Origin of the sequence: Streptomyces yerevanensis (assembly GCF_000716805.1) — a bacterium.
Lineage (GTDB): Bacteria > Actinomycetota > Actinomycetes > Streptomycetales > Streptomycetaceae > Streptomyces > Streptomyces flaveus.
The window spans coordinates 107,239-129,662 of sequence record NZ_JNWJ01000019.1 but is presented as its reverse complement, the minus strand read 5'-3'; the positions used below and the strand labels follow the sequence as shown (position 1 = coordinate 129,662).

The following is a 22,424-nucleotide window of genomic DNA, read 5'->3' as shown; positions in this document are numbered from 1 at the left end:
GGTGTCCTGGACAACGCGTCAGACGTACCGGCCCTCGAAGAACGCCCGCGCCGCCACGGTGTGCAGCGGGAAGGCGAGTTCGGTCGCCGTGCGGAGCAGGTGCCAGCCCTCGGTCTCGTCCGTCGCGGAAGACGGCGGCAATGCGGCGGCCGGACGTTCCGGAAGCAGCCCGAAGAGCAGGAGGTGGCCGTCGGGAGAGCTCATCGCATCGGCGAGCCGTACGTCGCGGCTTGCAGCATCGATGCCCGTCTCCTCCATGAGCTCGCGGACTACGGCGCGGCGCCAGTCCTCCCTGTGGTCGATGAACCCTCCGGGCAGAGCGATGCCCCCGCGCGCGGGGGCGATGGTTCGGGTGATGACGACCAGGGCGGTGCCCTTGATGTCGTACACGGGCTGAAGGGCCACCGCGACGGGCAGCGGATTGCGGTAGGCCACGGCGCCACAGGAGGCGCAGGTACGGGGCCAGCCGGAGACACCCTCTTCGTAGGGCGCTCCGCAGCTCGAACAGTGGGAGTCCGGCGCGGAGTCGGCGGGCAGGTTCTGGGATGGGGACACGCCGCGGACTGTAGCCGATCATCACATGGGCGCCTCCGGAGGGCCGTCTCCATGCGATGGGACGAGAGACGACCGGAACCACCCCCGTAGGCCCCGGCCGCCCCTACCGATACTTCGACGCCCAGGAGGGTCCCAGCGGTTCTCGTGACGCACAGACCTGCCCGCTGACGCCCTGCCCAATCGACGCGCCCCATGGCACACTTCTGACGATCTGTCAGATACAGACGCCTGGAGGGATCTTGTCCCGCACCCGCACACCCGTGGTCCCCGGCTGGTTCGCCGGCGAGGGGGACGACTTCCGGCTTCTGGGCACGCGCTGCTCGGCCTGTGCATCGGTGTTCTTCCCCCGTGAGGACGCCTTCTGCCGCAACCCTGGTTGCCCGGGCGGCGAGCTGGCCGAGGTCCCGCTGTCCCGGAGGGGCCGCATCTGGTCGTACACCGACAGCCGCTACCGGCCACCGTCACCGTATGTGTCCGACCCGGAACTCGAATGGCAGCCGTACGCGTTGATCGCTGTGGAACTGGAATCCGAGCGGATCGTGGTGCTCGGACAGGCGGTTCCCGGGGTCACCGTCGCCGATCTGACGGTGGGCATGGAGGTGGAGGTCGTCCCGGGCGTGCTGAACGAGGACGCGGAGACGACCTGGACGACGTGGCACTGGCGGCCGACGAGGGCGGGGGCATGACGGATGAGGTGGCGGTGCTCGGCGCGGGCATGCATCCCTGGGGCAAATGGGGACGCGGTTTCGTCGAGTACGGGACGGTGGCGGCGCGCGCAGCACTGGCTGACGCGGGAGTCGACTGGCGGGATGTCGGCTCGATCGTCGGCGCGGACACAGTCCGTGGCGGCTATCCCGGGTACGTGGCGGGGGCGACATTCGCGAAGGCGCTGGGCTGGCAGGGCGCCCGGGTGGCGAGCGTCTACGCGGCGTGCGCGTCAGGGGCACAGGCCGTCAACACGGCGCGGGCACAGATCCTTTCGGGCCTCGCGGACGTGGTCCTGGTGGTGGGTGCGGACGCGGCTCCGAAGGGGTTCTTCCGGCCCGCGGGCGGGAACCGGCCCGACGATCCGGACTGGCTGCGATTCCGGGCCCTGGGGGCGACGAATCCGACGTACTTCGGGCTGTACGCGCGGCGGCGGATGGCCGTGCATGGGGACACGCTGGATGACTTCGCGCAGGTCAAGGTGAAGAACGCCGCCCTGGGGGCGCTGAATCCGAACGCGCGGTACCGCAAGCGGGTCACCGCCGAGGAGGTCGCCGCCTCGGCCGTCGTCGCCGATCCACTGCGGCTGCTCGACATCTGTGCGACCTCGGACGGGGCCGCGGCGCTCGTGCTGTCCAGCATGGAGTTCGCGCGGCGCCATGGAGCCGCGGATCCTGTGCGGATCCGCGCGGTGTCCACGGTGACACCGCGCTTCCCCACCACGGTGCTCGATCTGCCGGACATCGCGACGGACTCAGCGGTCGCGGTGGAGCCGGCGGCCGAGACGTTCCGCGCGTCGATCGCGCGGGCAGCGTACGAGGAGGCGGGCATCGGCCCGGAGGACCTCTCGCTCGCCGAGGTCTACGACCTGTCCACGGCCCTGGAATTGCAGTGGTACGAGGACCTGGGACTGTGCGGCGAGGGCGAGGCGGCCAAGCTGCTGCGGGAGGGCGCGACGGCGCCCGGGGGTCGAATACCCGTGAACGCCAGCGGCGGACTCGCTTCCTTCGGAGAGGCTGTTCCGGCCCAGGCCATCGCCCAAGTCTGCGAGCTCACCTGGCAGTTGCGCGGTACGGCGGGCGAACGGCAGGTCGCGGGCGCGCGGGTGGGGATCACCGCGAACCAGGGGCTGTTCGGGCACGGGTCGTCCGTGATAGCCGTCCGGTGAGGGCAGAGTGCCCGTATGACGTGGGAGCTGAAGTGGCCTTCCGTACACTGAGTGATCAGTCCGGAATCCTGCGTGAACAGCTCGTGAACTGGGCTTGGGCGCACACCAGAAGCGTCATTATGCTTCCGTGCGCTCCTGGACGGATACTCTCCGCTTCGCCTTCCAGCCGATCGTCAACCTGACGACCGGAGGGGTGGCAGCACTGGAGATACTCGCCCGCCCGGAGGCCGGTGACGTCCTCGCGCAGGCCCGCCGCGACCCCGAACTCGACGGTCGGCTGGCCGCGTTGGCGATCCGGGCGGCGGCCCGTCAGGAGACGTTGCTCCCGCTCCACGTCAACGTGTTCGCGGGCACCCTCGCCGACCTCGGAGGACTCGCCGCGCTGCGGGAGGCCGTACGCGAGGCGGGGCGCATGCCGTGGGAGGTGACGGTCGACGTCGGACCGCCCTTCACGCACGTGCCGCACCGGGCGCTCATCGAGGCGGTCTCGGCGCTGCGTGGCGAGGGCTTCCGGATCTGCGCGGACGGCATCGGCGACGGCGACGTGCCCCTTCGGGTGCTCGCAGATCTCGCTCCCGACCTGGTCAAACTCGACGCGTCCCTGCTGACGCGGCCTGCGGTCGTGCGGGCGATGCGGACGCTGTGCGAGCAGCTCGGTGCGCTGCTGTCCGTGGAGGGCGTGGAGACCGAACTGCAGTGTGCGGCGGCGCTGTCGGCGGGCGCGCAACTGGCGCAGGGCGAGCTGTTCGGTCCCCCGGCCCGCCGTCCGGCAGCGGACGTATACGTTCCGGCGCTCTCCCACGTCACCTCGGCGACGCCTCCGTACGGGCCGTCGGTGCGGCAGTTCGTACGCCCTGCCGCACTGCTGCCCGCAGACGCGTCCGCGGGACAGGTGCGGGCGCTGCTGACCGGGTCGCCTGAGGTGTCCGGGGTACTGCTCGTGGACGCGGCCGGGGTCCCGGTGCGGTCGGTGCACCGCTCCCGGTTCCTGCTGTCGCTGTCGGGCCGTTACGGGCATGCGCTGTACGCCGACCGGCCGGCCGCCAAGCTCGGCGATCCGCCGCGTACGGTCGGCGTGGACGCCACCGCGTGGGAGGTCCTCGACGTGGTGGCGGACGGGGACCGCGACCGTACGTCCGACGATGTCGCGGTCGTCGACCGGCTCGGGCGGTGCGTAGGAGTCGTACGACTGGCTGATCTGGTACGGGCGCTGGCAGAGAGCCGCGTCGAGGAGGCGGCCGGGCTGAATCCGCTGACGCGGCTGCCCGGTTCGGACGCGATCACCGGCGAGGTGGACCGGCGGATCGCGGACGGGCGGATCTTCGCGCTGAGCTGGCTGGATGTCGACGGCTTCAAGCAGGTCAACGACGGTGCGGGGTTCGCAGCGGGCGACGAACTGATCCGCGGGGTGGGGCGGGCGCTGCAGGCGGCGGCGTCCGGGGCCACGCGCGTGGGGCATATCGGCGGTGACGACTTTCTCGTGCTGACGGATCCGGAGAGACTCGATCCGCTGGCCATGTCGGTGCTCGACACGCCGTGGTCGGCCGGTGGCCTCGCCGTCACGCTGTCCCTGGCCACGGTGCTGTGCGCCCCGGGAACGGTGACCGACCACCGGCAGGCTGCCGCGTGTCTGGCGCCGCTCAAGCAGGCCGCGAAGTCGCTGCGGGGCGCAAGCTGGGTGCTGGGCCACGCGGGCCTGCCCGGCCACGAGATCCGCCGTGGCTCGGGGGCGGCGCCCGCGCAGGCGGGATGCGGGGCGGGCGGGCCTGGCCTGGGCTGAGCTGAGCGGCTTCGCGGCACCGTGTCCGCGGAGCCCGGCAGTTGACGCGTACGCCCACTGCCGCACACCGGTTGCGGAGCCCGACCCTCCCGGTTCAGGCATTTTTGCGGGCCCGAACCATTGCCGCCCACGACCTTGACGGTCCTCGGCCCCCGGTGAACACTTCCGGATGTCAGTCGGCGTCGCCGCATTCCGGCGTATTCACGCACTGCGCCGCGCGGGCCCTCGCCTGCGCCAACGGGTCATCCCCCACGGGCGATTCGGCTGCCACGGCACGCTCGTCACGGACGCCGGGCGGGGCGCGGGACTCTCCCTGCCTTCGGCAGAAGTAGCCATGGGAAACGCACCCTGCACGGTGGACCGGGGCCGATCGCCCCGGGCGAGGCCTAGGAGCCGCCATGAGCAATGGAGACATCTTCGTCGGTGAGATCATCGGCACAGCCATTCTGATTCTCTTCGGCGCCGGAGTCGTCGCCGCCGTGGTACTGAACGACTCCAAGGCGAAGGACGCGGGCTGGGTCGTCATCGCGTTCGGCTGGGGCTTCGGTGTGATGGCCGGGGCGTACACCGCGGCACCGCTGTCCGGCGGACATCTCAACCCGGCGGTGACACTCGGCATCGCCATCGACACCGGGGACTGGGACAAGGTCCCCCTCTACGTCGCCGGACAGATGATCGGCGCGATTCTCGGCGCCGTCCTGTGCTGGCTGGTCTACCTCGCCCAGTTCCAGGCCAACGCCGAGGAGAAGAAGGCGCAACCGACGCTCGGGATCTTCTCCACAGCACCCGCGATCCGCAATCCCGTGGCGAACCTCATCACCGAGATCATCGCCACCATCGCTCTGGTTCTGCCGATCCTGGCCTTCGGCCTGACCAAGGGGCTCGGCGAGTCCGGCACCGCGATTCTGATCGTCTCCTTCCTGGTGGTCGGCATCGGCCTGTCGCTCGGCGGTCCCACCGGATACGCCATCAATCCGGCCCGTGACCTGGGCCCACGCATCACCCACGCCCTGCTCCCCATACCCAACAAGGGCACCTCGGACTGGAGTTACGCGTGGATCCCGGTGGTGGGGCCGCTGATCGGCGGGGCGCTCTCGGGGCTCATCTTCAACGCAGCCTTCTGAAGAATCCGACGAAGGGGACGTCATGACAGACAAGTTCGTCGCCGCAATCGACCAGGGCACCACTTCCAGCCGCTGCATCATCTTCAACCAGGACGGCGCGATCGTCGCCGTCGACCAGCGCGAGCACCGTCAGATCTTCCCGAAGCCGGGCTGGGTGGAGCACGACGCCACCGAGATCTGGTCGAAGGTGCAGGCCGTGGTGGCGGGGGCGATCGCGAAGGCCGGTCTCCGCGCCGACCAGCTCAGCGCGCTGGGGATCACCAACCAGCGGGAGACGACGGTTCTTTGGGACCGCGCCACGGGCAAACCCGTGCACAACGCGATCGTCTGGCAGGACACCCGTACCTCCGCGCTCTGCAACGAGCTGGGCGGCTCGGACGGGCAGGACCGCTTCCGCGAGCAGACCGGCCTGCCGCTGGCCAGCTACTTCTCCGGGCCGAAGGCGGCCTGGCTGCTGGACAACGTGCCGGGGCTGCGGGCCCGCGCCGAGCGGGGCGAGATCGCCTTCGGGACGATCGACTCCTGGCTGATCTGGAACCTCACCGGCGGCACGGACGGCGGCCGTCACGTCACCGACGTGACCAACGCCGGGCGCACCATGCTGATGAACCTCGAGACCCTTCAGTGGGACGCCTCGATCCTCTCCGCGATGAACGTCCCCGAAGCGATGCTCCCGGAGATCAAGTCCTCCTCCGAGGTGTACGGGACCGCCGTGGGCCAACTCGGCGGGGTGCCGGTCGCCTCGGCACTCGGCGACCAGCAGGCGGCGGTCTTCGGGCAGGCCTGCTACGACGTGGGCACGGCCAAGAACACCTACGGCACCGGCAGCTTCCTGCTGCTCAACACCGGGAACCGGCCGGTTCCTTCGAAGAGCGGGCTGCTCACCACCATGGGCTACAAAATCGGCTCCGAGGCGCCCGTGTACTGCCTGGAGGGGTCGATCGCGATCACCGGCGCCCTGGTGCAGTGGTTCCGCGACCAGCTCGGCATCATCCGTACGTCGGACGAGATCGAGACGCTCGCGGCGAGCGTCGAGGACAACGGCGGGGCGTACATCGTGCCCGCGTTCTCCGGCCTGTTCGCGCCCTACTGGCGCTCCGACGCGCGCGGGGTCGTCACCGGTCTCACGCGGTACGTCACGAAGGGGCACCTCGCGCGCGCGGTGCTCGAAGCGACGAGCTGGCAGACCCGTGAGGTCGTGGACGCCATGTTCCAGGACTCCGGGGTGCACATCACGACCCTGAAGGTGGACGGCGGCATGACCAAGAACAACCTCCTGATGCAGCACCAGGCGGATGTGCTCGGGGTGCCGGTGATCCGTCCGAAGGTCTCCGAGACGACCTGCCTGGGCGCCGCTTACGCGGCGGGCCTGGCGACCGGTGTGTGGAACGACCTCGACGAGCTGAAGTCGCACTGGGCGAAGGACGTCGAGTGGACCCCGTCGATGGAGGACTCGGTGCGCGAGCGCGAGTACCACAACTGGCGCAAGGCGGTGGAGAAGAGCTTCGGCTGGCACGAGGACGGTCCGAGCTAGGGCTCGTTTTCGCGGTGCACGCGCGCGTGCAGCGTTTTTGGGGTGCACGCGCGCGTGCGTCACGCGTGTCGTGCCCGAGGACTACGGCCCGTACCCCAGTCGGCGGGGGTACGGGCCGTACGCGTGGCGGGCCGGATGAAGGGCGAGCGCTTCAGGTGGTGACGGTCTGGCGGCGCTCGGCCGCGTACGCCATCGCGTGCTGGACGACGCCGATGAGTACCTCCTTGACCGACTCCCGGTCGCGCGCGTCGCACAGCACGACGGGCACGTCGGGGTCGAGGTCGAGGGCCTGGCGGATGTCTTCGGCGGGGTAACGGGCAGCGCCCTCGAAGCAGTTGACGCCCATCAGGAATGGTATGGAGCGCCGCTCGAAGTAGTCGACCGCGGCGAAGCAGTCCTCCAGGCGGCGGGTGTCGGCGAGTACCACGGCCCCCAGGGCGCCGGTGGAGAGCTCGTCCCACAGGAACCAGAAGCGGTCCTGTCCGGGTGTCCCGAAGAGGTAGAGGACCAGGTCCTCGCGGAGTGTGATGCGGCCGAAGTCCATGGCGACCGTGGTGGTGTTCTTGCCCTCCACCCCGCTGGTGTCGTCGACCGGGCGGCCGGCCTCGGTGAGCACTTCCTCGGTCCGCAGCGGCTTGATCTCGCTGACCGCGCCGACCATTGTCGTCTTGCCCACGCCGAAGCCGCCCGCCACGAGGATCTTGAGCGTGACGGGCTCGACGGGGGCCTTGCCGCGCTCAGAACGCCCGAAGATCATCGTTCTCTTCTCCTGCTTCAGTGGTTTCGTACGGGGATGGGGCGGGAGGTGGACCGTATCCGCCGCCTCCAGGGGTTTCGATGACCAGTACGTCGCCGGGGCCGACGTCCGCCGCGTCGCTTCCGCCCAGTTCGGTGACCGTACCGTCCGCGCGTTCCACGCGGTTGGCGCCCAGTGCTCCGGGCTCGCCGTCCGCCATGCCGTAGGGCGGGACTCTACGGTGCTGGGAGAGCGTGGAGACAGTCATGGGCTCGTGGAACCGGATGCGGCGTACGGCGCCGTCCCCGCCGCACCATCGTCCGGCTCCACCGCTGCCGCGTCGTACGGCGAACTCGTCGAGCTGGACGGGCAGTCTCCACTCCAGGACCTCGGGGTCCGTGAGCCGCGAGTTGGTCATATGGGTCTGGACGACGGATGCGCCGTGGAAGCCGTCGCCCGCACCGGATCCGGAGGCCACGGTCTCGTAGTACTGGTGGCGTTCGTTGCCGAAGGTGACGTTGTTCATGGTGCCGGAGCCCTCCGCCTGCACTCCGAGGGCTCCGTAGAGGGCACCCGTGATGGCCTGCGAGGTCTCGACGTTACCGGCGACCACGGCGGCCGGAGGTTCGGGAGCGAGCATCGAGCCGGGGGGCACGATGATGTCCAGGGGGCGCAGACAGCCGTCGTTGAGCGGGATGTCGTCGGCGACCAGGGTGCGGAAGACGTACAGGACGGCGGCGTTGACCACCGAGAAGGGTGCGTTGAAGTTGGTGCCGAGCTGCGGCGACGTACCGGTGAAGTCGACGGTGGCGGAGCGTTTTTCGCGGTCTACGGAGATGCGCACCCGGATGACGGCGCCGGAGTCGGTCTCGTAGGTGAACTCGCCGTCTTCAAGGGCGTCGATGACGCGGCGTACGGATTCCTCGGCGTTGTCCTGGACGTGCTTCATGTACGCCTGGACGACGTCGAGGCCGAAGTTCTCGATCATGCGGGCGACTTCGTCGACGCCCTTCTGGTTGGCGGCGATCTGGGCGCGCAGGTCGGCGAGGTTGGTCTTCGGGTTGCGCGAGGGGTAGGGCGCCTCCGTGAGCAGCTGTCGTGTCTCCGCCTCGCGGAGGCGGCCGCCTTCCACGAGCAGCCAGTTGTCGAAGAGGACGCCTTCTTCCTCGATGACGCGGCTGTTCGCGGGCATCGAGCCGGGGGCGATGCCGCCGATCTCGGCGTGGTGGCCGCGCGAGGCCACGTAGAAGAGGATCCGGTCACCCTCCGTGTCGAAGACCGGAGTGATCACCGTGACGTCGGGGAGGTGCGTGCCGCCGTGGTACGGGTCGTTGACGGCGTACGCGTCTCCAGGGTGCATCCCTGAGCCCCGGCGGCGGATGACCTCCTTGACGCTGGTGCCCATCGATCCCAAGTGCACAGGGATATGAGGAGCGTTGGCGACCAGGTTGCCTTCGGGGTCGAAGAGCGCGCAGGAGAAGTCCAGGCGCTCCTTGATGTTGACGGACTGGGCGGTGGACTCCAGGCGGGCGCCCATCTGCTCGGCGATGGACATGAAGAGGTTGTTGAAGACCTCGAGGAGAACCGGGTCGGCTTCCGTACCGAGATCGGAACTCTCCGTGACCGCCGCGCGTTCCATGATCAGATGCCCGTCGTCGGTCATGGCCGCCTGCCAGCCGTCGTCGACGACGGTCGTCGCGCTGGCTTCGGTGATGATCGCGGGGCCGGTGACGGTTTCGCCGGGGGGCAGTTCCTCGCGACGGTGCAGGGGTACGTCGCGCCAGGTGCCGCCCGTGTGGAGGCTGACGGTCTCCGGGGTGCCGGGGGTCGAGTAGGGGGTGGCGAGGGCGGAGAGATCGGGGGGCTCGGTGAGGCCGGTGGCTTCCACGGAGAGGGCTTCGACGACGACCGGACGGTCGAGGGTGAAGGAGTAGGTGGCGCGATGGCGGTCTTCGAAGGTGCGGGTCATGGTGTCGGGCTCGGTCAGCTCGACGACGAGTGCCGTGTCTGTGCCGTCATAGCGCAGCTGGGCCCGGCGGGTGACCCGGATGCGGTCCTCGGGGATGTCCTCGGCGCGGAGTTCGGCGCGGGCCGCGCCCTCCAGGTCGTCCGCGGTCTTCAGGACACCGGGCATCGAGGACGCCTTCAGGGGCGCCTCGACGGACTGCTCACGCATGGCCGTCGTGTCGGCGAGCCCGATGCCGAGCGCGGAGAGGACACCGGCCATGGGCGGCACGAGGACGGTGCGGATACCGAGCGAGTCGGCGACCATGCACGCGTGCTGGCCGCCCGCGCCGCCGAAGGTGGTCAGCGCGTACCGGGTGACGTCGTGGCCCTTCTGGACCGAGATGCGTTTCACGGCGTTGGCGATGTTGGTCACGGCGATCTGGAGGTATCCCTCGGCGACCTGCTCGGGGGTGCGGTCGTCGCCGGTCCGGTCGCGGATCTCGCGGGCGAGGGCCGCGAAGCGGTCGCGGACGAGTGCGTCGTCGAGCGACTGGTCACCGTCGGGGCCGAACACCCTGGGGAAGTGGGCGGGTTGGATGCGGCCGAGGGCCACGTTGGCGTCGGTGACGGTGAGCGGGCCGCCACTCCGGTAGCAGGCGGGCCCTGGGTCCGCGCCCGCCGAGTCCGGCCCTACGCGATAGCGGGAGCCGTCGAAGTGGAGCACGGAGCCGCCGCCCGCCGCGACGGTGTGGATGTCCAGCATCGGCGCGCGCAGCCGTACGCCGGCGATCTGGGCAGTGAAGACGCGTTCGTACTCGCCCGCGAAGTGCGAAACGTCCGTGGAGGTGCCGCCCATGTCGAAGCCGATGACACGGTCGAAGCCGGCGAGCTGCGACATCCGCGCCATGCCGACGATGCCGCCCGCGGGGCCGGACAGGATGGCGTCCTTGCCTCGGAACTGCCCGGCCTCGGCAAGTCCTCCGTTGGACTGCATGAACATCAGCCGCACGCCCCGCAGTTCATCGGCGACGTGCTGGACGTAGCGGCGCAGCACGGGCGAGAGGTAGGCGTCGACGACGGCTGTGTCGCCGCGCGGGACGAGCTTCATCAGGGGGCTGACCTCGCTGGACAGCGAGATCTGCGGGAAGCCGATACTGGCGGCCAGCTCGCCGATGGTCTGCTCGTGGACAGGATGGAGGTGGCTGTGCATGCAGACGACGGCCAGGGCTCGGATTCCGTCGTCGTACGCCTCCTGCAGCGGCCCGGCGAGGGCGTCCAGATCGGGGGCGCGCAGGACGGTTCCGTCGGCGGCGATGCGCTCGTCGACCTCGACGACCCGTTCGTAGAGCAGCTCGGGCAGTTCGATCGCACGGGCGAAGATCCGCGGGCGGTTCTGGTAGGCGATGCGCAGTGCGTCCCTGAAGCCGCGGGTGACGACGAGGAGGGTGCGCTCGCCCTTGCGCTCCAAGAGGGCGTTCGTGGCAACGGTGGTGCCCATGCGGACGGCATCGATGGGGCCGTCGTCGTGGAGGAGTTCCCGTACGCCCGCGACGGCGGCGTCGGCGTACCGCGACGGGTTGTCGGAGAGGAGCTTGTGCGTGAGCAGGCGGCCGTCGGGGCGACGCGCGACGATGTCGGTGAAGGTGCCGCCTCGGTCGACCCAGAACTGCCAGCCTGTCACGTCAGTTCCCCGCTTCCGCGCTGCTCAGAGCGCCCGGAGCCCATTGATCACGTCGCGCAGAATACTCTCGTCCGGCAGCTCGGCGGGGGGTACCGGACGCGTCACATGGACCATTTCGTCAGCCACGAGATCTCCTATGAGGACACGTACCACTCCGATGGGGAGGTCGAGTTCGGCGGCGAGTTCGGCGACCGACTGCGGGGCGTCGCGACAGAGTTCGACGATGTCCTCGTGTTCCGGGGACAGCGTCTGCGCCGCTCCCGGCTCGTCGGCATGCGGTTCCGTCACGACCACCGCGATCAGGTCGAGGCGGTGCTGGGCCGCACTGGTGGTGCGGCCGCGTGTCATGGCATACGGACGGACCACCGGTCCGGCCTCGTCGTCGAACCAGTGGGACATCCCCTGACCGTCTGCGCTCATGCCATCCCACTACCCGCCTGCGGGCAGATCGGTGCGCGGAGCCTGTGCCAGATGTGCGCCGACCCTCTTGACCAGCAACGTCATCTCGTACGCGACCTGCCCGACATCCGAGTCGGCGTCCGAGAGGACGGCGAGACAGCTGCCGTCACCCGCGGCCGTGACGAACAGGAACGCGTCATCGAGCTCGACGATCGTCTGCCGGACACTGCCCGCCTCGAAGTGGCGGCCGACGCCCTTGGCGAGGCTGTGGAATCCGGAGGCGACGGCGGCGAGGTGCTCGCTGTCCTCCCTGGTCAGGTCCTCGGAGACCCCGGTGGGCAGACCGTCGCTGGAGAGCACGAGTGCCTTGCGGATACTGGCGACGCGGTCCACCAGGTCGTCGAGGAGCCAGTTGAGTTCACCGGACACCTTGTTGGTCCTGATGTGGCCGGCGTCCTTCGGTGCGGTCATCGACCGTCCCCCTTAGTCGTTCCTTGTGCTGTGCCGTCCTGGGCCCCGTCGCCCGTGGCGTTCTCCTCTCGGCCGCGCTGCCAGCCGCGCTGGAGCGAGGCCATACGGCTGCGTACCTGGTCGGCGTCGCGCTCGGTGGACTCCGCGCCTTTCCCCGGGCGGCCCGTGTCGCGCTCGGCGCGCCGGTCTGGTCCGTCCTTCAACTGCGGGGCCAGATTGGCTTGCCGTACGCGTCGGGGCAGCGGGCCGGTGCCGCCGCCTGCGGGCGGGGCGCCGGTGCGGCTGCTGCCCGACGCGCGCCTGGGGAGGGTCGGGGCCTCGCCGGGCTCACCGCCTCGGGCCGAGGCTTCGGTGCGTTCGGGTCCGCGGGTGGGTGCCTCACCGGGCTCGAGACTGCGGCCTCCGGGTTCAGGGCCGCGGTCGGCCGACCGCGTGCTGCCCGTGGGCTCGGTGTCACGATCCAGGATCTTGCCGGGCTCGGCGCCACGGTCCGGTGTCCGGCCAAGTCCGGCCCTACCGTCCGCCGGCTCGGTGCCCTCGTCGGGCGCGGCACCGGGCTCGCCCCGGTCGGTGGGAAGCGGATCCGCCGGTGCCCGACGCGACGGCAGCCGTTTGGCTTTGGCGGCTCGGGTGCGCTTCGGCAGTTCCTCCAGGGCACCCCGTCGTTCCGCCGCCCCCTCAGCCGATTCCGCTGCTTCCGTCGACTCCTCGGCGTTCGCGCGTTCCGTCGGCTCCACGCGCCGCGGCTTCGTCTGGGTGACGGGGCGGCCATGGGAGCTGACAAGTTTCGGGGCCCTCCGGCGCGGGAGCTGCGCGGGTTCGCCGGGGTGATCGCCGTCGCCCGGGCGAGCCGGCTCGCCCGGGGCCTCACGTGCCTGCTGGTGCTGCTCCACCGGGCCCCCCGCGATGGAGCGGCGGTGGCGGAAGATGCCGCCGCGCTCGCTGTCCTCGTCATCGAGGGCACCCGGGAAGTCGTTCAGGGCACCCAGGTCCACGGGAGCCTCCAGTTCGACCGGCCCGTCCAGGATGGAAGCCGGCAGGCCCGGGAGCTGGACCGGTACCTGGGAGAGCGCCGCCTTGCGGTTCTCGTCACCCTGCTTCGGCGCGAGCGCCCGGTCGAGCCGGAAGCCCACGCCGTTGGTGTCGGGCACGTCGTCCGTGAGCAACGCGTCGGGGATGAACACCACCGCGGTGGTCCCGCCGTACGGGGACGGCTGCAGGGAGACGCGTACGTTCTGCCGCTGGGCGAGACGACTGACCACGAACAGGCCGAGCCGGTCGGTGTCCGACAACTCGAACTCGGGGGTCTCGGCGAGCCGCAGGTTGGCGTCGAGGAGTGCTTCCGGGGCCATGCCCAGGCCGCGGTCGTGGATCTCCAGCGTGAAGCCGTTGGCGACGCGTTCGCCGAGCACCTGGACAGCGGTGTGCGGGGGTGAGAACACGGTGGCGTTCTCCAGGAGTTCGGCCACGAGGTGGGTGAGGTCGGCGACCGCGGGACCGGTTACGGCCATGCGCGGCAGTCGGCGTACCTCGATACGTTCGTAGTCCTCGACCTCGGCGACGGCGGCGCGGACGACATCCATCAGCTGGATGGGCTTGCGCCACTGCCGGGAGGGGGCCGCGCCGGAGAGGATCACCAGGCCCTCGGCGTGGCGGCGCATACGGGTGGTCAGATGGTCGAGGCGGAAGAGATCGGCGAGTTCGTCGGTGTCCTCGGTCCTGCGCTCCATGGTGTCGAGCAGGGTGAGCTGCTTGTGCAGCAGGACCTGGCTGCGGCGGGCGAGGTTCACAAAGACCTCGGAGACGCCGTCGCGCAGTTCGGCCTGCTTGACGGCTGCCTCGACCGCGGCGCGCTGGAGGGTGTTGAGGGCCTGGCCGACCTCGCCGATCTCGTTCTTGTCGTACTCCAGACGCGGCACCTCGGTCTCCACGTCGACCTGTTCGCCCGCGGAGAGCCGGCGCATCACGCTGGGCAGCCGTACCCCGGACGCCTCGTGGGCCTCCAGGCGCAGCCCGCGCAGGTCGCGGATGAGGCCGCGGCCGATGCGTACGGACAGAAAGAGCGAGACCAGCAGGGCGATCAGGCCGAGGACGCCGGCGACGGCCGCCCTGACGATGACGTCGACGGCGATCGGGCGGACGCGGTCCTGGTAGCGGTCGCTCGCCTCGTCGTTGAGGGTGCCCAGCTCGTCGAGGACGTTGCCGGCCTCGGTGTCCCAGCTCTTCGCGGTGACGCCACGGGGCTTGCCGGACTCGGAGGAGATGGCTGCCTGTTCGGCCACCCGTAGCGGAGCGGTGGCGGCGTTCTTCCAGAAGCGCTGGTAGCGCTCGCGCTCCGCGGAGGGGAGCAGCGGCTGGTTGCTGGCGTAGATCAGGTCGCGCTGGGCCACGAGGTCGGAGATGTCGCGGATCTCGTCGGAGGAGAGCCTGCCGACGACCAGCGCCGAGCCGAGCAGGGCGTCTTCTCTGGAGAGCAGTTCGCGCGCGAGGGCGATGTTGACGAGGGCCCGGTGCTGCTTGTCCATCTCCACGTCGTCGACCACATGAAGGTTTGAGAGCACGTCGTAGCAAGGCTCGACAAGGTTGTTGTATTGCTCCAGGGCCGTGGCCCGGGTGAGTGTGCCCTCTTCAACGCTGCGGCGCAGTGGCTCGATGCCGTCCAAGGAATCCAGCATGGCCGTCAGCCGACCGCCGGTGCCCTCGCCCACCGCGTCGCGTACGTCGGAGTTCTCGGCGTTTCTGCGGATCTCGGCGATGGCGTCGTCGGTGGCCGCCCGGCTGCGACGGAGTGCGGCGAGCCCGTCGGAGGCGCGGGGGTCGGCGAGATAGACGAGGGCTTGGCGGCGTTCCTGCTGCAGGACGCGGACGGTGTCCTCGGTGGGATAGGTGACCTTCTCCACGACGGACGAAGCGTCGAACAGCGCACCTGCCTCGCGCCCGGTGAGTACCGTGGCGAAGCCCCAGATCGCGGTCAGCGACACCAGCGGCACGATGAGCAGCGCCACGATCTTCCGGCGGATGGACTTCCCGCGAAAGCGCATGGCCTCCCCCAGCTCGACCCCCTCCGGATGGGGGTACACATGTGCGTCAACAAACGGCGTGAGCCTACTACCGACACACAGGGAACTCGAAGGCCCGTCCGGACGGACTCCGTCCGCTTCACCGACGCGACAGGAACAAGACATCCGTAGTTGTCCGTTCATTGGGGGAGATTGCCTCCCCGATTCCGGCACAGAACGCCGGACGCCAACCTGTCAGGGAACTTGGCCAGTTGGCTGAAATTTTTCACTCGTTGGGAATCTTCAAGGCACGTCGATCGTCTGTATGTATGGGAGTTGGGGACGGAATCGGCTCAGGCGCCGCATGCCGCACCCAGGTGGCATAAAACGGCGCAAGCCGGGCAGCCGTGGGGTGTTGACGTCTTGTGACACCCGAGCGAAGGGCTGCTGGGCGGTGGGGAGTGACAAGTTGATGGGCACGGCAGAGCGGCGCGAGGCGCCCCAGCTGAGCGTCGGGGCAACGGCGGTGGCGGAGCGGGACACCCAGGCGGAGGCGCCGGATCGCGACATTCCGGCGCAGGAGGAGCAAGAGGCGGAAGAGCGGGCGTACTACCGGCCGTTGTGGGTCGAGGAGCCCGCGCGCGGACCACGGCTGCCCGATCCGGTGCGTACGTCCGCGGTGCGGGCCGTCATCATCATCGCCGTCACGCTGGTCCAGGCGATGGTTGCCTTCCTGAGCACGCTGGCCGGTTCCTGGCTCGCGTTCCCCATGGTCCTGAGCAGCGTGGCGAGCACGGTGGTCGCCACATGGGGCGCGCTGGACGTGTGGGTGACCCGACAGGTGTGGATCCAGCGCAACGGCGTGGTGTCGACGCCGAGCAGCACGGCGCGTGCCCTGCGACGTGAGCGGCGCAAGGCACGGCGCCAGGAGCGGGCGTCCGAGCGGGCCAAGGAGCGGATACGCCGTCGGGGCGGCGCGGGCCAGTTGTCGCACTCCTAGTGAGCTGGTCCGGAATCTCAGGACCAGCTCACCGGGTGGCGGCTGCCGCCTCCACCGCGCTTGCCCCGCGCGCCAGTTCGCGCCTGGCCCGCATGAAGGGGCGCGGGCGGTCCACGGAGAGCACCGCCGTTGTACGGCCATCGCGCTCGTACAGCGCGAGGAAGCCGCCCTCGTCCGGCGCGCCGTCGGTGATCGCGCCCTCCGCGATACGGACGGTGTCGGTGGCGAGCCGCCGTCCCGCGAACTGGATCCGCGCACCGTACTGGTCGGACCAGAAGTAGGGCACAGGACGCACGGTCTCCGTGGTGTGCCCGGCGAGGAGGTTGCGTACGGCGACGCGGGGCTGCTCGGTGGCACTGGTCCAGTGTTCGGCGCGGGTGCCGCCGACGCGGGCCACGTCTCCGACGGCGACCACCTGCGGCAGCCTCGTTGCACAGCCGTCGTCGCACAGCACGCCGTCGTGCAGCGCGAGTGTCGAGCCCGCCAGCCAGTCGGTGGTGGGGGTGGCACCGATGCCGACGATCACAATGTCGGCAGGCAGCATACGGCCGTCGGCGAGTTCCACGCCGGTGACCGCCACGGTGCCACGCAGGGCGGCGACGCCGATGCCGGTGACCAGGTCCACACCACCGCGGCGGTGCAGTGCGGCGCACACCGCGGCCATGTCCGGGCCGAGTTGGGGCACGAGCGGCAACGGCGCGGCTTCGACGACCGTGACGTCGTGGCCGAGTGCGGCGCACGAGGAGGCGGTCTCGGCGCCGATGAAGCCGCCGCCGATGACGACGATCTGCCGGGGGTCGGCGGACAGTTCGGCGCGCAGGGCGCGGGCGTCGTCGAGGGTGCGCAGGGTGTGCACCCCGGTGAGTTCACAACCGGGCAGTCCCCGGGCCGAGGCGCCGGTGGCGATGACCACGCCGTCGGTGGAAATGGTGCGGCCGTCGTCCAGGAGGACGGTACGGCCGCGGGCGTCGAGGGCGCGGGCGCGTACGCCGAGAAGCCAGTCGGCGTCGAGTTCGGCGGTCTCCTCGGCGTCGGTGAGGGCGAGTTGGTCCTCATCGGCCCGGCCGGTGAGGAAATCCTTGGACAGGGGCGGGCGGTCGTAGGGGCGATGCGGTTCGTCCCCGACGACCACCAGGCGTCCGTCGAACCCCTGAGCACGCAGCTCGCGGGCCGCGTACAGACCGGAGAGCGAGGCACCGACGACGGTCACAGTCCTCATGCTGCCGTGCCCTCCTGGGCCGCCACGTGGACGTAGACGACGCCGTCGTCGACGGTGACGTGGTGGGTACGGACGGCGCGGCGCGCGGGGAGGCACGTGGGTTGGCCGGTGCGGAGATCGAATGAGGCGGCGTGGAGCGGGCATTCGACCAGACAGCCCTCCAGCCAGCCCTCGGAGAGGGAGGCGTCCTGGTGGGTGCAGGTGTCATCGATGGCGTACAGCTCGCCATCGGCGTTGAACACGGCGATGGGCGGTGTCGTGTCGATACGGACGGACTCGCCCTCGGGGAGGTCATCAAGGCGGCAGATGGGAATCACGGGCCCCCCTCTCGGTCCAGGACGTCTGAGTCCAGGACTGTCAGGTCCGGTCTGGTCCGGGACCTACGCCGGTCACGGACTCTTCGGTAACATGATGTTTCACATAGCGCACGAGGAATCGCTATGCGCAACAGAATCCGCGCGGGATGCCCGCCACGTCAAGGGCTTCCCGCAGATGCGGTCCAATCAGGGCCGCCAGGTGGTGAGAGTTGAGCCATGACCCGCACTCAGAAGCAGGCTGAGCAGACCGAGGAGACGTCGGAGAAGCAGCCCAAGGGCGCGGGCAGCGCCGTGCAGTCGGTGGACCGCGCCGTGAGCGTGCTGGAGATCCTCGCCCGGATCGGCGAGGCGGGCGTCACCGAGATCGCCGACGAGCTGGAGGTGCACAAGTCCACGGCCTTCCGGCTCCTCGGAGTGCTGGAGAACCGCGGTCTTGTGGCCCAGGCCAAGGACCGGGGGAAGTACTACCTGGGGGCCGGCGTACTCCGCCTGGCGGGGGCGGCGGCAGTACGTCTGGACATCTCCCAGGAGGGCGCGCCCGTCTGCCGCGAACTCGCGGACGAGCTGGGCGAGACCGTCAATATCGCGGTCCACGACGATGACGCGGCCGTCAACATCATGCAGGCCCGCGGCGCCGCATCCGTGACCGCACAGAACTGGCTGGGCAGGCGTACGCCGCTGCACGCCACCTCCAGCGGCAAGGTGCTGCTGGCCCATCTGCCGCCGACGCTGCGCGAAGGGCTGCTGGCCAGAACGCTGCCGCGGTTCACGGAGCGCACCATCATCGGAACGGCCGCGCTGCGCGCCGAGTTGGAGGCCATCGTGGACCAGGGGTACGCGATGGCCGTCGAGGAGCTCGAGCGGGGCCTGGCCGCGGCGGCCGCCCCGGTGCGCGCACACGACGGCAAGGTGATCGGCGCGCTCAGCGTCTCGGGGCCGGTGTACCGGCTCGACTCGGACCGCCTGCCGGAACTCGCCAAGCGCACGGAGGAGGCCGCGGCCGATCTGTCGCGCCGGATGGGATACGGCTTCTGACGGAGCGCGCCCCGGACACAAGCCGGGGAAGAGCCGTCCACCAGTCGGACGCCAAGCTCAGCGCGGGGCCGGGGAAACCCGGCCCCGCGCTCTTGTGTGTCGGTCGCGTTTCGGGGTGGCCGATTCCTTTTGCCAAGGGTTAACCCACACCTCTTGACGGCCCCACGATGGCGTTCTCACTATGTCTCCCATAGCGCAACCCATCGTGCATTGCGCAACAGCAGAGGAGCTGGTCGTGCCACACGAGGTCCGTGCCGTAGTCGCTGTGAAAAAGGGCGCACCCGTCGAGGTGCAGACAATCGTGGTGCCCGATCCCGGCCCGGGTGAGGTGCTCGTCTCCGTACAGGCCTGCGGGGTCTGCCACACGGATCTGCACTACCGGGAGGGCGCGATCAACGACGACTTCCCCTTCCTCCTCGGCCATGAGGCGGCCGGCACGATCGAAGCCGTCGGCGACGGCGTCACAGACCTCGCACCCGGCGACTATGTGGTGCTCGCCTGGCGGGCGCCCTGCGGCACGTGCCGTTCCTGCCGCCGTGGCCGCCCCTGGTACTGCTTCGACTCGCGCAACGCCACTCAGCCGATGACGCTCATCGACGGCACCCCCCTCAGCAACGCCCTCGGCATCGGCGCCTTCGCGGAGAAGACCCTGGTCGCGGCCGGACAGGCAATCAAGATCAACCCGGCGGCCCGCCCCGAGGCCGCGGGCCTGATCGGCTGCGGTGTGATGGCCGGCTACGGAGCGGCCGTGAACACCGGCAACGTCGGCCGCGGTGACACAGTCGCCGTCATCGGCTGCGGCGGTGTCGGCAACGCGGCGATCGCGGGCGCGTGCCTGAACGGGGCCATGAAGGTCATCGCCGTCGACATCGACGACAGGAAGCTCGACCAGGCGGAGAAGTTCGGCGCCACCCACACGGTCAACTCCCGCGGCACGGACCCCGTCGAGGCCGTCCGCGCGCTCACCGACGGCTTCGGCGTCGACATCGCCATCGACGCGGTCGGCCGCCCGGAGACGTACAAACAGGCCTTCTACATGCGCGATCACGCGGGCATCCTGGTCCAGGTCGGTGTCCCCGACCCCGAGATGAGGATCGACCTCCCGCTGATCGACGTGTTCTCGCGCGGCGGCGCCCTCAAGTCGTCCTGGTACGGGGACTGTCTGCCGAGCCGCGACTTCCCGTTCCTCATCGACCAGTACCTCTACGGCATGCTGGACCTGAACGCCTTCGTCTCCGAGACCATCGCGCTGGAGCAGGTCGAGGAGGCGTTCGCGAAGATGCATCGCGGCGAGGTGCTGCGCTCGGTGGTGGTCCTGTGAGCCCCCGCGTGGTCATCGTGGGCGCCGGCATCGTCGGCTGCTCCCTCGCCGACGAGCTCACCGCCCGCGGCTGGACCGACGTCACCGTCCTCGAACAGGGACCACTGCCCGCTCCCGGCGGCTCGACCTCGCACGCCCCCGGCCTGGTCTTCCGGACGAACCCGTCCAGGACGCTCACGGCGCTGGCCCAGTACACGGTCGAGAAGTTCAACTCCCTCGAGGTGGACGGCGTTTCCTGCTTCAACCCGGTCGGCGGTCTCGAACTCGCGACGACCCCCGAGCGCCTGGCCGACCTGCACCGCAGGGCCGGTTACGCCGCCTCATGGGGCATCCGGGGCGAGATCGTGAGCGCCGCCCGCTGCAAGGAACTCTGGCCACTTATCGATGAATCGATCATCCTCGGCGGTTTCCACACCCCTGAGGACGGACTGGCCCGCGCCCTGCTCGCGTCCCGCGCCCAGATGGAGCGGGCCATCAGCCGCGGCGCCCGCTTCCTGGACCGCCACACGGTCACCGGCATCGAGCAGGAAGACGGCCGTGTGACGTCGGTCGTCACCGACCAGGGCACCTTCACCGCCGACCACGTGGTCTCCGCCGCCGGTTTCTGGGGCCCGGTCATCGGCCGCATGGCCGGAGTCGACGTACCGCTCCAGCCGCTCGCGCACCAGTACGCGAAGACCAGGCCGCTGCCCGAACTCGGCGAAGCCACCGAAGAAGCCTCGAAGCCCATCCTCCGCTTCCAGGACCGCGACCTCTACTTCCGCGAGCACACCGACCGCCTGGGCATCGGCAGCTACGCCCACAAGCCGCTCCCCGTCGACCCGTTCGCGGTCCTCCCCTACGACGAGGCACGCGCCAACGACATGGAGATGCCGTCCTCGTACCCCTTCACCGAGGAGGACTGGGCTCCGAGCTGGGACGACTGCCGCCGGCTGATCCCGGCGCTGCGCGAGACCGAGATCGAGGAGGGTTTCAACGGCGTCTTCTCCTTCACACCGGACGGCATGCCGGTCCTCGGGGAATCGCGTGCACTGCGCGGCTTCTGGCTGGCCGAAGCCGTCTGGGTGACGCACTCCGCCGGCGTCGCCAAGGCGGTGGCCGAGTGGATGGTCGACGGCCGCCCGTCCCTGGACCTGCACGAATGCGATCTCGCCCGCTTCGAGGACGTCCAGCGCTCACCCTCGTACGTGCAAGGCCGTGGCTCGCAGCAGTTCGTCGAGGTGTACGACGTCGTGCATCCGCTCCAGCCGATGGAGCAGCCGCGGCCTCTGCGGGTCAGCCCCTTCTACGCCCGCCAACAGGCCCTCGGCGCCTACTTCCTGGAGGGCGGCGGCTGGGAACGCCCGCACTGGTACGAGGCGAACGCCCCACTCGCCGACACGCTCGTCGACCTCCCCGAACGCGACCCCTGGTCGGCCCGCTACTGGTCACCGATCGCCGCGGCCGAGGCGAAGGCCACGCGCGAGAAAGTCGCCCTGTACGACATGACGCCCCTGCGCCGCCTCGAAGTCACCGGCCCCGGAGCCCTCGACTTCCTGCACGGCATGACCAGCAACAACCTCCGCAAGAAGCCCGGCGCGGTCACCTACACCCTGCTCCTGGACGAGACGGGCGGCATACGTTCCGACCTCACCGTCGCCCGTCTGGGCCCCGACCGATTCCAGGTGGGCGCCAACTCCCCCGCCGACCTGGACTGGTTGACGCGGCGCGCACCTGACGGCGTCCACATCAGGGACATCACCTCCGGCACCTGCTGCGTCGGCGTCTGGGGTCCGCTCGCCCGCGACCTCGTCCAGCCGCTGACCCGCGACGACTTCTCGCACGAGGGCTTCGGCTACTTCCGCGCGAAGGAGACGTACATCGGCCATGTCCCGGTCACCGCCATGCGGTTGAGCTACGTCGGCGAACTGGGCTGGGAGCTCTACACCACCGCCGACCTGGGGCTCCGGCTCTGGGACACCCTCTGGGAGGCGGGCCAGGAGCACGGCGTGATCGCGGCCGGGCGCTCGGCCTTCAACTCCCTTCGCCTGGAGAAGGGTTACCGCGCCTGGGGCGTCGACATGACCGACGAGCACACCCCGTACGAGGCCGGCGTCGGCTTCGCGGTCCGTATGGACAAGGGGGACTTCACCGGGAAGGCGGCCCTGGAGTCGCTGGGCGTACCCACGCGCAGGCTCACCCCGCTCCTGATCGACGACCCGGCGTCCGTAGTCCTCGGCAAGGAGCCCGTGTACGTCGACGGCTCCCCGGCGGGCTACGTCACCAGCGCCTCGTACGGCTACACGCTGGGCCGGTGCGTCGCGTACGCCTGGCTGCCCGTGCTCCCGACCGGGGCGAGCGTGCACATCGAGTACTTCGGCGAGAAGGTCCCGGCGACCGTCGTGGACGAGCCGCTCTTCGACCCGAAGATGAACCGAATCCGCCGCTGAGAAC

At 70.1% G+C, this 22,424-nt stretch carries 17 protein-coding genes; 9 read left to right on the top strand and 8 right to left on the bottom strand.

What is annotated here, in order from left to right; genetic code table 11:
• Window positions 1-18: 18 nt before the first annotated feature.
• The gene (locus tag OP79_RS21285) at window positions 19-555 is read right to left on the bottom strand and encodes an NUDIX domain-containing protein (protein ID WP_033321879.1); all 537 of its coding nucleotides are present in this window, start codon (window positions 553-555) and stop codon (window positions 19-21) included.
• A 260-nt stretch (window positions 556-815) separates the two neighbouring features.
• Here OP79_RS21285 and OP79_RS21280 point away from each other — a divergent pair, with 260 nt between their 5' ends.
• From OP79_RS21280 to glpK, 5 genes are all read left to right on the top strand, one after another.
• Window positions 816-1,241 (top strand): Zn-ribbon domain-containing OB-fold protein, encoded by a 426-nt coding sequence (locus OP79_RS21280; protein WP_033321899.1) that lies wholly within the window; start codon window positions 816-818, stop codon window positions 1,239-1,241.
• Window positions 1,238-2,428 (top strand): lipid-transfer protein, encoded by a 1,191-nt coding sequence (locus tag OP79_RS21275; RefSeq protein ID WP_033321898.1) that lies wholly within the window; start codon window positions 1,238-1,240, stop codon window positions 2,426-2,428. The genes OP79_RS21280 and OP79_RS21275 overlap by 4 nt, the downstream gene beginning before the upstream one ends.
• A gap of 127 nt (window positions 2,429-2,555) precedes the next feature.
• The gene (locus tag OP79_RS21270; protein WP_033321878.1) at window positions 2,556-4,208 is read left to right on the top strand and encodes a GGDEF domain-containing protein; all 1,653 of its coding nucleotides are present in this window, start codon (window positions 2,556-2,558) and stop codon (window positions 4,206-4,208) included.
• Window positions 4,209-4,606: 398 nt separating this feature from the next.
• Window positions 4,607-5,332 (top strand): MIP/aquaporin family protein, encoded by a 726-nt coding sequence (locus tag OP79_RS21265; protein ID WP_033321877.1) that lies wholly within the window; start codon window positions 4,607-4,609, stop codon window positions 5,330-5,332.
• Between the two features lie 22 nt (window positions 5,333-5,354).
• A complete protein-coding gene (gene glpK / locus OP79_RS21260; RefSeq protein WP_033321876.1) occupies window positions 5,355-6,866 on the top strand; it encodes a glycerol kinase GlpK in 1,512 nt (503 codons plus the stop codon).
• 151 nt (window positions 6,867-7,017) lie between these two features.
• Here glpK and OP79_RS21255 read toward each other — a convergent pair whose 3' ends face one another.
• The 5 genes from OP79_RS21255 to OP79_RS21235 are packed head-to-tail and all read right to left on the bottom strand — an operon-like array spanning window position 7,018 to window position 15,141.
• Window positions 7,018-7,623, bottom strand: coding sequence for a GTP-binding protein (locus OP79_RS21255; protein ID WP_033321875.1), 606 nt, complete (start codon window positions 7,621-7,623; stop codon window positions 7,018-7,020).
• Entirely contained in the window at window positions 7,604-11,230 is a 3,627-nt protein-coding gene (locus tag OP79_RS21250) for a hydantoinase B/oxoprolinase family protein (RefSeq protein ID WP_033321874.1), read from the bottom strand. Before OP79_RS21250 ends, OP79_RS21255 begins: the two co-directional genes overlap by 20 nt.
• 24 nt (window positions 11,231-11,254) lie before the next feature.
• The gene (locus tag OP79_RS21245) at window positions 11,255-11,650 is read right to left on the bottom strand and encodes a DUF742 domain-containing protein (RefSeq protein WP_033321873.1); all 396 of its coding nucleotides are present in this window, start codon (window positions 11,648-11,650) and stop codon (window positions 11,255-11,257) included.
• Between the two features lie 9 nt (window positions 11,651-11,659).
• Window positions 11,660-12,100: a roadblock/LC7 domain-containing protein gene (locus OP79_RS21240; RefSeq protein ID WP_033321872.1), complete on the bottom strand. Its 441-nt coding sequence runs from the start codon at window positions 12,098-12,100 to the stop codon at window positions 11,660-11,662.
• Window positions 12,097-15,141, bottom strand: a complete 3,045-nt coding sequence (locus tag OP79_RS21235; protein ID WP_033321897.1) for a sensor histidine kinase — start codon at window positions 15,139-15,141, stop codon at window positions 12,097-12,099. Before OP79_RS21235 ends, OP79_RS21240 begins: the two co-directional genes overlap by 4 nt.
• 430 nt (window positions 15,142-15,571) lie before the next feature.
• Here OP79_RS21235 and OP79_RS21230 point away from each other — a divergent pair, with 430 nt between their 5' ends.
• Window positions 15,572-16,099 (top strand): hypothetical protein, encoded by a 528-nt coding sequence (locus OP79_RS21230; RefSeq protein ID WP_033321871.1) that lies wholly within the window; start codon window positions 15,572-15,574, stop codon window positions 16,097-16,099.
• A gap of 28 nt (window positions 16,100-16,127) precedes the next feature.
• Here OP79_RS21230 and OP79_RS21225 read toward each other — a convergent pair whose 3' ends face one another.
• On the bottom strand, window positions 16,128-17,318 hold the full coding sequence (locus tag OP79_RS21225) for an NAD(P)/FAD-dependent oxidoreductase (RefSeq protein ID WP_211270837.1): 1,191 nt from the start codon (window positions 17,316-17,318) through the stop codon (window positions 16,128-16,130).
• The gene (locus OP79_RS21220; RefSeq protein WP_033321870.1) at window positions 17,315-17,635 is read right to left on the bottom strand and encodes a bifunctional 3-phenylpropionate/cinnamic acid dioxygenase ferredoxin subunit; all 321 of its coding nucleotides are present in this window, start codon (window positions 17,633-17,635) and stop codon (window positions 17,315-17,317) included. The genes OP79_RS21225 and OP79_RS21220 overlap by 4 nt, the downstream gene beginning before the upstream one ends.
• A gap of 291 nt (window positions 17,636-17,926) precedes the next feature.
• Here OP79_RS21220 and OP79_RS21215 point away from each other — a divergent pair, with 291 nt between their 5' ends.
• From OP79_RS21215 to OP79_RS21205, 3 genes are all read left to right on the top strand, one after another.
• The gene (locus OP79_RS21215; RefSeq protein ID WP_033321895.1) at window positions 17,927-18,670 is read left to right on the top strand and encodes an IclR family transcriptional regulator; all 744 of its coding nucleotides are present in this window, start codon (window positions 17,927-17,929) and stop codon (window positions 18,668-18,670) included.
• 235 nt (window positions 18,671-18,905) lie between these two features.
• A complete protein-coding gene (locus tag OP79_RS21210) occupies window positions 18,906-19,991 on the top strand; it encodes an S-(hydroxymethyl)mycothiol dehydrogenase (RefSeq protein ID WP_033321869.1) in 1,086 nt (361 codons plus the stop codon).
• Complete coding sequence (locus OP79_RS21205) at window positions 19,988-22,420, top strand: GcvT family protein (protein WP_033321868.1); 2,433 nt, start codon at window positions 19,988-19,990, stop codon at window positions 22,418-22,420. The genes OP79_RS21210 and OP79_RS21205 overlap by 4 nt, the downstream gene beginning before the upstream one ends.
• Window positions 22,421-22,424 lie beyond the last annotated feature (4 nt).

Bases quoted from the DNA above. Each gene is read 5' to 3' on its own strand.
- OP79_RS21275 (WP_033321898.1), top strand. From the start codon at position 1,238: ATGACGGATGAGGTGGCGGTGCTCGGCGCGGGCATGCATCCCTGGGGC.
- OP79_RS21265 (WP_033321877.1), top strand. From the start codon at position 4,607: ATGAGCAATGGAGACATCTTCGTCGGTGAGATCATCGGCACAGCCATT.
- glpK (WP_033321876.1), top strand. From the start codon at position 5,355: ATGACAGACAAGTTCGTCGCCGCAATCGACCAGGGCACCACTTCCAGC.
- OP79_RS21255 (WP_033321875.1), bottom strand. From the start codon at position 7,623: ATGATCTTCGGGCGTTCTGAGCGCGGCAAGGCCCCCGTCGAGCCCGTC.
- OP79_RS21245 (WP_033321873.1), bottom strand. From the start codon at position 11,650: ATGAGCGCAGACGGTCAGGGGATGTCCCACTGGTTCGACGACGAGGCC.
- OP79_RS21240 (WP_033321872.1), bottom strand. From the start codon at position 12,100: ATGACCGCACCGAAGGACGCCGGCCACATCAGGACCAACAAGGTGTCC.
- OP79_RS21235 (WP_033321897.1), bottom strand. From the start codon at position 15,141: ATGCGCTTTCGCGGGAAGTCCATCCGCCGGAAGATCGTGGCGCTGCTC.
- OP79_RS21230 (WP_033321871.1), top strand. From the start codon at position 15,572: ATGGGCACGGCAGAGCGGCGCGAGGCGCCCCAGCTGAGCGTCGGGGCA.
- OP79_RS21225 (WP_211270837.1), bottom strand. From the start codon at position 17,318: ATGAGGACTGTGACCGTCGTCGGTGCCTCGCTCTCCGGTCTGTACGCG.